Source organism: Streptomyces jumonjinensis (assembly GCF_009600885.1).
GTDB lineage: Bacteria > Actinomycetota > Actinomycetes > Streptomycetales > Streptomycetaceae > Streptomyces > Streptomyces jumonjinensis.
In genome coordinates this window covers 50,445-58,844 of sequence record NZ_VCLA01000184.1, presented here as the reverse complement: position 1 = coordinate 58,844, position 8,400 = coordinate 50,445, and the positions used below count along the sequence as shown (strand labels likewise).

The 8,400-nt window shown below is 69.4% G+C and carries 8 protein-coding genes; 5 read left to right on the top strand and 3 right to left on the bottom strand.

Features of this window, described 5'->3' with window-relative positions:
* Window positions 1-197 precede the first annotated feature (197 nt).
* The 3 genes from FF041_RS29140 to FF041_RS29130 all read left to right on the top strand — a co-directional run bounded on the left by FF041_RS29140 (window position 198) and on the right by FF041_RS29130 (window position 3,285).
* Window positions 198-1,964 (top strand): phosphatidylglycerol lysyltransferase domain-containing protein, encoded by a 1,767-nt coding sequence (locus FF041_RS29140; RefSeq protein ID WP_153525569.1) that lies wholly within the window; start codon window positions 198-200, stop codon window positions 1,962-1,964.
* Window positions 1,961-2,335 carry a hypothetical protein gene (locus tag FF041_RS40435; protein ID WP_153525568.1) on the top strand — a complete coding sequence of 125 codons (375 nt, stop codon included), beginning with the start codon at window positions 1,961-1,963 and terminating at the stop codon, window positions 2,333-2,335. The genes FF041_RS29140 and FF041_RS40435 overlap by 4 nt, the downstream gene beginning before the upstream one ends.
* A 113-nt stretch (window positions 2,336-2,448) precedes the next feature.
* Window positions 2,449-3,285 (top strand): DMT family transporter, encoded by an 837-nt coding sequence (locus FF041_RS29130; RefSeq protein WP_153525587.1) that lies wholly within the window; start codon window positions 2,449-2,451, stop codon window positions 3,283-3,285.
* A 46-nt stretch (window positions 3,286-3,331) separates the two neighbouring features.
* On the opposite strand, the gene FF041_RS29125 is transcribed toward FF041_RS29130, so the two are convergent.
* Both FF041_RS29125 and FF041_RS29120 read right to left on the bottom strand, forming a co-directional pair.
* Entirely contained in the window at window positions 3,332-4,792 is a 1,461-nt protein-coding gene (locus FF041_RS29125; RefSeq protein WP_323393019.1) for a ricin-type beta-trefoil lectin domain protein, read from the bottom strand.
* A gap of 608 nt (window positions 4,793-5,400) precedes the next feature.
* Window positions 5,401-5,730, bottom strand: a complete 330-nt coding sequence (locus FF041_RS29120; RefSeq protein WP_153525567.1) for a hypothetical protein — start codon at window positions 5,728-5,730, stop codon at window positions 5,401-5,403.
* 418 nt (window positions 5,731-6,148) lie between these two features.
* Here FF041_RS29120 and FF041_RS39475 point away from each other — a divergent pair, with 418 nt between their 5' ends.
* Window positions 6,149-6,631, top strand: coding sequence for a hypothetical protein (locus FF041_RS39475; protein WP_228388698.1), 483 nt, complete (start codon window positions 6,149-6,151; stop codon window positions 6,629-6,631).
* Between the two features lie 299 nt (window positions 6,632-6,930).
* Here the strand turns inward: FF041_RS39475 and FF041_RS29110 are convergent, their stop codons facing one another.
* Complete coding sequence (locus tag FF041_RS29110; protein ID WP_153525566.1) at window positions 6,931-7,563, bottom strand: class I SAM-dependent methyltransferase; 633 nt, start codon at window positions 7,561-7,563, stop codon at window positions 6,931-6,933.
* Window positions 7,564-7,909: 346 nt separating this feature from the next.
* Between FF041_RS29110 and FF041_RS29105 the strand changes: the two genes are divergently transcribed.
* Complete coding sequence (locus tag FF041_RS29105; protein WP_194292211.1) at window positions 7,910-8,332, top strand: DUF4259 domain-containing protein; 423 nt, start codon at window positions 7,910-7,912, stop codon at window positions 8,330-8,332.
* The last annotated feature ends 68 nt before the right edge of the window (window positions 8,333-8,400 follow it).

Genomic DNA, 8,400 nt, shown 5'->3' with positions numbered 1-8,400 from the left:
CAATTGCTGCTACCTGGCCATCTGTCATCTGCCACAGAGGGCTGCACCGGGGCGGATGGGCATGATGCCGCGGGCGGCGGAGAATGCCACGGCACAAGCGCGCTCCCACTGCTGTACCCGTTCCGGACGGCAAGTCCACCCGTTCACCACGCCGTCGTAGCGCCTCCCCGTGCCCCGCGCCCTCTAGGCTCGCTCGCATGGGGCGCGTCCGACCGAGTCCGCATCGGGCCGCAGAGCGCGGCAGGTGGCCACGGCGTTCGTACGCGTACACGGTCTGGTATCTGCGCATCGTCGCGTTCGTCGACTTTCTCAGCGCCGTGTGGATTTCTTTCGGGAACGACATCAGGCGGCGCAACGGCGATGAGTTCTTCCCCCTCTATCTGCTCACCCCCGGCTTCTTCTCCGGCTCCTTCGCCCTGTTCCTGGCGATCACCATGCGGCGGCGCAAACGGGCCGCGTGGATTCTCAATCTCGCGCTGAGCGGTACGGCGCTGGTGCTGACCGGTCTGGCCCTGACGCTGCCGGTGTACCGGCAGCACCCCCAGAACTGGGTCGCGGCCCTGGTGAGCGCGGTCTTCGTCACCGCCCTGATCGTGGGGCGGCGCGAGTTCTACGCGAAGGGCGATCGCGCCAATCCGAAACTGGCGGCGGCGGTCGGCGTGAGCGGGCTGGCGGTGGGCTCCTTGCTCGCCGCCGCCATGGTCACGGTGACCAACGCCGCCTCCCACCCCGGGCGCTCCGACTTCCTGGAGCGCTGGCACTACGGCGTGTTCCGCATGGTCTCGCTCGCCTATGACGATGTCCGCTTCGCGGACATCGTCACCCCCGGCTGGGCCAATGTGCTCATCAACCTGATGAGCACGGCGCTGATCCTGCTCGTCCTCTATGCGGCATTCAGATCCCGCCGGGCCGTCGACCCGATCACCGAGGAGGACGAGCGAGAGCTGCGCGCGCTGCTCGACCGTCACGGTGACCGGGACTCCCTCGGCTACTTCGCCCTGCGCCACGACAAAGCCGTCATCTGGTCGCCGTCGGGCAAGTCCGCCGTCACCTACCGAGTGGTCGGCGGCGTCTCGCTCGCTTCCGGCGATCCCATCGGCGACCCGGAGGCATGGCCCGGAGCGATCGACCGCTGGCTGACCCAGGCCCGCGAGCACGGCTGGACCCCCTCCGTGATCGGGGCCAGCGAAGAAGGCGGCACCGTCTACGCCCGGCACGGCCTCAACGCCCTGGAACTGGGCGACGAGGCCATCGTCGACACCGGCGAGTTCACCCTTGAGGGCCGCGCCATACGGGGTGTCCGCCAGGCGCACCACCGAGTCGAACGCGCCGGGTACACCGTCCGCGTCAGCCGTCACGAGGACCTGCCGCCGCACGAGATGGCCCAGCTGATCGAGCTCGCCGACGACTGGCGCGACGGGGCCACCGAACGCGGCTTCTCCATGGCGCTGGGACGGCTCGGCGACCCGAGGGACGGTCGCTGCGCGATGCTGGTCTGCCGTGACGCCGACGGACGGCCGCGTGCCCTGCTGAGCTTCGTCCCGTGGGGCCACGAAGGGCTCTCCCTGGACCTGATGCGGCGTGACCGCAACTCGGACAACGGACTGTTCGAGTTCATGGTGCTGGAACTGATCCGGCACGCGGGCGACCTCGGGATCAGCCAGATCTCGCTGAACTTCGCGATGTTCCGCGCGGTCTTCGAGCGCGGCTCCCGGCTCGGAGCCGGCCCGGTCCTGCGGCTGTGGCGCTCGCTGCTGACCTTCTTCTCCCGCTGGTGGCAGATCGAGTCGCTCTACCGCGCCAACGCCAAGTACCGCCCCATCTGGGAGCCCCGGTTCCTGCTGTACGCCCAGAGCACCGACCTGCCGCGCATCGCTGTCGCGAGCGCCCGCGCCGAGGGCTTCCTGGAAGCGCCCGGACTGCCGAAGTGGCTGCACCGCCAGCGTCTGGAGACCATCCGTTGAACACCGCGGCCTCTTTCGCCCGGCGCGAGTGGGGCCCGCTGTACACGACCGTGCGGGCAGCGGCAGCGGCCCGGGGATGGCGGGCCGTCCCGCTGACGCTCGCCTCGGTCTCCCTGATCGCGCTCTTCCAGATCGTCCAGAATCAGAGCTGGGGCCATGGTTTCGTCCAGGACGCCGGCTTCGTCCGGGCCCGGGATCCCCTCTGGCCCGCCCTGCTCCGCACCCCGACCGGCGCCCTGCCCCTGTGGTGGGACATGGCGATCATCGCGGTGTTCAGTCTGCTGATCTACTTCTGGGCGCAGTCGGTCCGGCTCCCGGACGAGGAGACCCAGGAGTACATCGGGTCGGTCGACGTATCGCCCGGCCGCTGACCTGGACCGAGGACGACCCTGGCATCCCCGTACGCGTGTGCCCCGCATGGTCGTCGGCCTGCCCCCGGCTCTTCGCCGTGCTCTGGCCTACAGTCCTTTCCGTGTCCTTGGGGATGGTCTGCGCACTCGCTTCGGCCTGCTGCTTCGGCACGGCCTCTGTTCTCCAGGCCATCGCGGCACGTGCCGTGGAGACCGGCTCCGGCTCCGGCGTCGACCCCGTGCTGCTGTTGCGGGCTCTGCGCCAGTGGCGCTATGCCGCCGGTCTCGCCCTCGACGGCCTCGGGTTCCTCCTCCAGATCGTCGCCTTGCGGTCGATTCCCCTCTACGCGGTGGGCGCCTCGCTCGCTGCCAGTCTCGCGGTCACCGCCGTGGTCGCCGCCTGGCTCCTCGACGCCCGGTTGACCACCGCCGAGTGGGCCGCCGTGGCCACGGTCTGCGCGGGGCTGGCGATGATCGCCCTCGCCTCCGGACCGGAGGGAGACCGCGCTGGACCGGCCGCCCTGCGCTGGTCCCTGCTCGGCGCCGTCCTCGTCGTGCTCCTCGCCGGGGCGCTCGCGGGGCGGCTTTCGGACCGGCCGCGCGCCCTGCTGCTGGGTCTCGGCGCGGGCGCGGGCTTCGGCGTGGTCGAGGTCGCGGTCCGGCTGATCGACTCCCTCGGGGTTCCCCGGGTCTTCGGCAACCCTGCCCTCTACGCCCTGGTGCTCGGGGGAGCGGCGGGGTTTCTCCTGCTCACCTCGGCGTTGCAGCGCGGCTCGGTGACCGTGGCGACAGCGGGCATGGTCCTGGCCGAAACGGCCGGGCCCGCCGTGGTGGGCGTCGTCTGGCTGGGCGACCGCCCCCGCGATGGTCTCCAGTGGCTGGCGGTCGCGGGATTCACGGCGGCGGTGGCGGGAGCGCTGGCCCTGACGCGGTTCGGCGACGCGGCGGCCGAGGGGACGGGACAGCCCTGAGCCCCCGTCGTGAAGGCGCGGGGCGGGGCGGGGCGGGTCCGGGGCGTCAGCCGCCCCAGCGCCAGTAGAGTTCGGGCAGGGGCCGTGTGCCGCAGCCGGAGAGCTTCAGTTCGGGGCTCTGCCGGTCGCGGTCGTCCCAGCGGGCGGGGAGTTCGCGGTCGTCCTGGTACAGACAGCGGTCCGCACTCCCGGAGATCCGCCAGGCCGTGCGTTTCCAGGTGGTGCTCCGCCATGGCTCACGGGTCCACCGCTGGCTCGGGCTACCGGGCTCGCACCGCTCCAGCCCGACCGCCGGCGCGAGCGCGGTCAGGCAGGAGCCGGGGTCGTCGCGGGGCCTGATCGTGCCGTCGTGCCCCATGTCCCACTTCTGCGCGGCTGATCCGTCGCAGCCGTGGATGCCGACCCCGCCGGCGTTCGGCGGCCCGGTGCCGGCGTGGAGGCACTGTGCCGGATCCCTTCCGGTGAAGTACGTGGTCCGGCCGATGTCCCCGAGGATCTCCCCTGCGCGTGGAGCCCGGTGGATCTGCTCGTACTGGCGGTGGATCCACAGACTCCAGTCCTTCTGGAGCGGGCCCTTGAAGGGGGCGACGTTCGCGCACGTCCCGGTGGCCCGGCACTTCCGGTGGGCGAGATACCAACGCGCCACCTCGTCCTTCTCGGCAGACTCTCCGGGGGTGAGATTCGCCTTGAGCGGAGTCATGGTGTAGCCGAGGTAGGACGACACGGGAACCCCGAGCGCGTAGCCCACCCTCCGGAAGTACCGGGCGCCGACGCCGTGGTCGCTGTGATCGACACCGCCGCCGAGGCCGAAGGCGAACGACGCGTTGTCGTGGTCCATCGTCAGGATGCGTGCCGCCCCGCTCAGCCGGACCAGTGCGGACACCACCGCGAGCAGCCGGTCCTCGGTATAGCTCCCGGTGCTCTGAAACGGCTCGATGCTCTTTCTGCTCCCGTCGAACAGCCTGAGCAGGCTGTTCGGCTCCTGGCCGCGCGGGAGGCCGTCGTGGAGGTCCAGGAAGGTCAGCCGCACATCGGTGTCCCGGGCGTTGTCCGCGAGCCGGTAGGACCTGACACGGACGCCGTCCGCCCGCACATCCGCCCGTTCCCAGCGGTTGGCCGCCTCCGCCATCTCCGCATAGGCCGCCCGTACCCCGTACTCCCTGCGGTCCACGAACTCCAGCGCCTTGAGACGGTTCTTCCTGCCCGCGTCGCCCGCGGTCAGATACACGGTGTCGACCGGGCATCCGGCGCGAACGGTCCGTCTGATCTCCGGATTCAGAAAGAACAGGTCGTCGTCGGGGTGCGCCACACCCACCAGGGTGCGATCACACTTCCGCGGGCCCTTCGCGTGGGCGGCCGAGTGGGACGAGGCCTTCGTCGTACCCGGTCCGGGGGCCGAATCCGGGGCGGGCGAGCAGGCGGGTCCCAGCAGGGCGCACACGGCCACCGCCGCCGCGGTCATCGGCGTGCGGGAGGAACGGCCCGGGCGGTGCCTGCTCCGGTCCACCGAGGCCTCCTTCCGCCGCCGACGCTCTTCTTCTGGAGGATCTTCCGGCGGACGGAGCAGGACCAATCGACACGCCGACGAGCGGCCCGGAAACGTGTCGATCCCCCGCTTTGCGCTCCGGCCGGCCGCCAGGGAACACCGTGATCAATGGGCCGGCCATCTGATGGCATCGCACCGCACTCGACCGGTGAGAACGCCGGCGCCGCGGGGGAGACCCCCTCGACGCCGCGACGGTGAGGACGCAGCTGGTCATCAGCCCGGCGACCGGGCGGACCGGTGATGCGTGTCGGATATAGGGCTTACGGAGAAGTGGGGCGAGCTGCTGGCCTGTGTGAGTCGACTGGCGCGTCGCCGCCTGCGCGGCGGTCTGGCGTCGCGCTCGTGAGCGCGAGGCCGTCCGGTCCCGCCGGTCCGCACCTTGGGTGCGGGCCCGTGGGAGAGCCTCCCGGCCGACGCGACGACGCCGTACGCGGCGGGCAGCAGCACCGGCCTCCACCACGTGGTCCAAGCCGGCGCCCGCACGCACAGCCTCGCTCGCCCTCACCGGACGTGGACAAGGCCACGGAGATCAGCCTTGTGGCAGGCCACGGAGCCGGGACCGGTGACCGCTACAGCGGAACGCGCGCGATCAGGGCGGCCAGCAGCGCACAGGCCGCCGCCGCCACCCAGAAGCGCGGGGTGCGGATGTCCTCGAATGCCTCCCGCGGCGTTCCGGCCTTCCGGAGTACCTTCTCCGCGAGGGGGGCGACGCCCACCGCCACGTACACCCTGACCGCTGTCTCCATCAGGTTCCAGTCGCCGTCGGGCGGCAGAAGGAGGAAGGCGAGGGCGAATCCGGCGGTGACGGCCGACTCCAGCTTCCAGCCGCGGCCGTTCCGTACGACCAGTACGGCCTGGGCGGCCAGGAGCAGGAGGAAGGCTGCTTGGAATGCGATCACCGAGACGTCCTCGCTTCCGTAAACCCCCGTGGGTCTGGGGGAGTTCAGACGTACGGACAGAATGGTACGGGGAAGGGGGCGCGATGTGCTGATCACCTATAGGCCGCCGCCCCACGCGCCGGAGCCCGGCGATCACCGCTGGGAGTGACAGTGAGAATTACCGAGTACGTGAGCTTCGACGCGGTCGGGCTCGCGGAGCTGGTGGCCAAGGGCGAGGTGACCCCCGCCGAACGGGAAGCAGCCGCACGCGAAGGCCGCCTTTCCGCCTCGCTGGACAACTCGAGCACGCAAGCCCGTGGTCGGGCCGAACCCCCACGGTGTGGGCAGGGAGCCACACGGGCCACTGAGGAGTGCTCCTGGAGAGCCGGGAGTCCAGGGCCGAGAGCCATGCACTGAGCGAGTGGGAGAATCACATCGCATGATCTTGCAGGCATTCCGAGGGTTCCGACACCCGACTCCACCATTATCCCGCCCCGGCGGAGCTCAGGCCGAGCTGCTGGCCGAGGTCAACAAGCACGAGAGCGATCGGAACCTGGACTTGGTCCTGGAAGAGTTCCGGAATTACCAGCAGGGCATTCTCCCGGCTGGCCTCGGCGCGCGAAGCCTCACCGAGTTCTTCGCCGGCATCGGCGAGAAGCTCGACCCGACGGCTGCAACCGCACCCAGAACACAGAGCAGCGGCCGTGACGTGCTCAACCTGCTGACCAAGCGAGGCCAAGCCCAGCGGGCCGAGAACGAGATCCGCATCCGGGCCGCCAAGGACCGGCTCCTATGCGGAGATACTCCGCCTCGCGGAAAGTGCGACGTCAAGACCCTCGCCAGCGAGGCTGCGGTTGACCGCACAGCGTTCTACGGTACCCGCCCCTACTCTTACTCCACGTCGAGTTCGAACGACGCCTGAACTCCATGCGCGAGGCCGGCGGGATCCCCGATCCTCGCGAGGCCCAGGCCGCCCGACTCAAAGCAGAGAACACCAGGCTCCGGGAACGGTTCGCCCAGTCCGAGCGGACGATCAACGAGCTCATCGACTTCCGCAGCCAGCCCCTGGCCCAGCTCGCCGCACAGCACGAGGAGATCGTCCGACTCCGCGAGGCGGCCGCAGGAACCAGCACAGTGAGCCGTCTGCCCGCACCGCGAACCACAGTGATCGGAACGTGTAGTTGATACGGGCGGAGCAGGGGGAGACTCCACGTGGTCCCGTCAGCCGTTGTTACGGAAGACGAGCAGATAGCGCCAGAAGAGGAGCCTGCGGATGCTGCATCCAGGCAGCAGCACCGCGGCCTCCCGGCGGATCTGGAGCAGAGGCATGGCCGGCTGTCTCACCGGTGCCTTCACCTGCTCCCGACCATGCGCAGCAGAGGCAGGGCGGAGTTTTTCCTCCACGGCGACGGCCAGCCTGGCGACGGCGTTGACGGGCACAGCTGCCAGGCTCCAAGCCCAGTCGAGCCAGGTCCTCTCCGGATAGCAGCCCAAGATCACGAGGATCCCGCCGGGCGCAAGCGCGTCACGCAACGCAGCGACGGTGTCGAACGGCATGTGATGGATGCTGGCGAGGCACGAGATGAAGTCGTAGTGCGCCTTGGGAAGTTCGACTTCGGTCACGTCCGCGTGCTGGAAGTGCGGGCTCCGATCGTCGGCTATCCGCTCGGACAACGCGCGGGCCTCCGAGACGGCCTCCTGCGACGGGTCGATCGCATCGACTCCGATGCCCAGGTGAGCGAGCCGACGCGCGAACTTGCCGGTCCCACAGCCGACATCGAGTGCCACACCGCAGTTCCGCGGCACCTGGCGCAACAGCAGACGGTGATAGTGGTCGTTGTGATCAAAGGGCATGCCCCGACCTTGCCACAGTGGACGCACTCAGCCCGTTCCTTCCACCATCAAGTCCCCTGCGGTGAACTGCGTTACATGAGCCGCCTGCTCGTGCCGGCCGAGCACCGGCCACTTCGCCGTGAGCATCGTCGTGCCGCTCAAGCCATCTCCCAAGTCCGTGGTTGCACCAGGGAGACGTGATCACACCCAGGAGATCCCACGTAACTTTTAAGATGCTCAAACGCCAGATGCTCGGCCGAGCAGGCTTCGCGCTGCTTCCAAAGCGAGTCCTCCTCGCGCCATGACCGTTGTCAGTGGCTGCTGGAATGCTGTGTCGGTCCGAGATCAGCGATACCAGGAGACGTGCATGGGAACGTGGGGAACTGGCCCGTTCGACAGCGATCTCGCCGCAGACTTCGTCGATGAACTTGAGGGACTGGCTCCCCAGCAGGTCATCGACGTGTTCGAGCGGTCATTCCAGCGGGTTGCGAACGCGGGCACACAGGTGGCCGGCGCGGACGGTGTCGAAGCAGTCGCCGCTGCGGCTCTCGTCGCGAGCATGATCGCGGACAGCCGGATCGTGATCGACCCTGAAGACGGGCCAAGAGAACCGCTGCCTGCACTACCGACATCGCTTCGCGCAATGGCCCGGCAAGCACTGCACTGCGTCCTCCAAGACGGGTCCGAGTCGATGACAGGGTGGGTGGACAGTGCCGACGCCGACGAATGGCACCAGGAAGTGCAGCAGATCCTCCAGGCCCTCAGCACAGCCGCTGATCACCCACAGTGACTCCGACACGAAAAGTGGGCCAGAACCCGAGAAATGAAGTCACTGCACGGGCCGACCGCAGTCTGTGA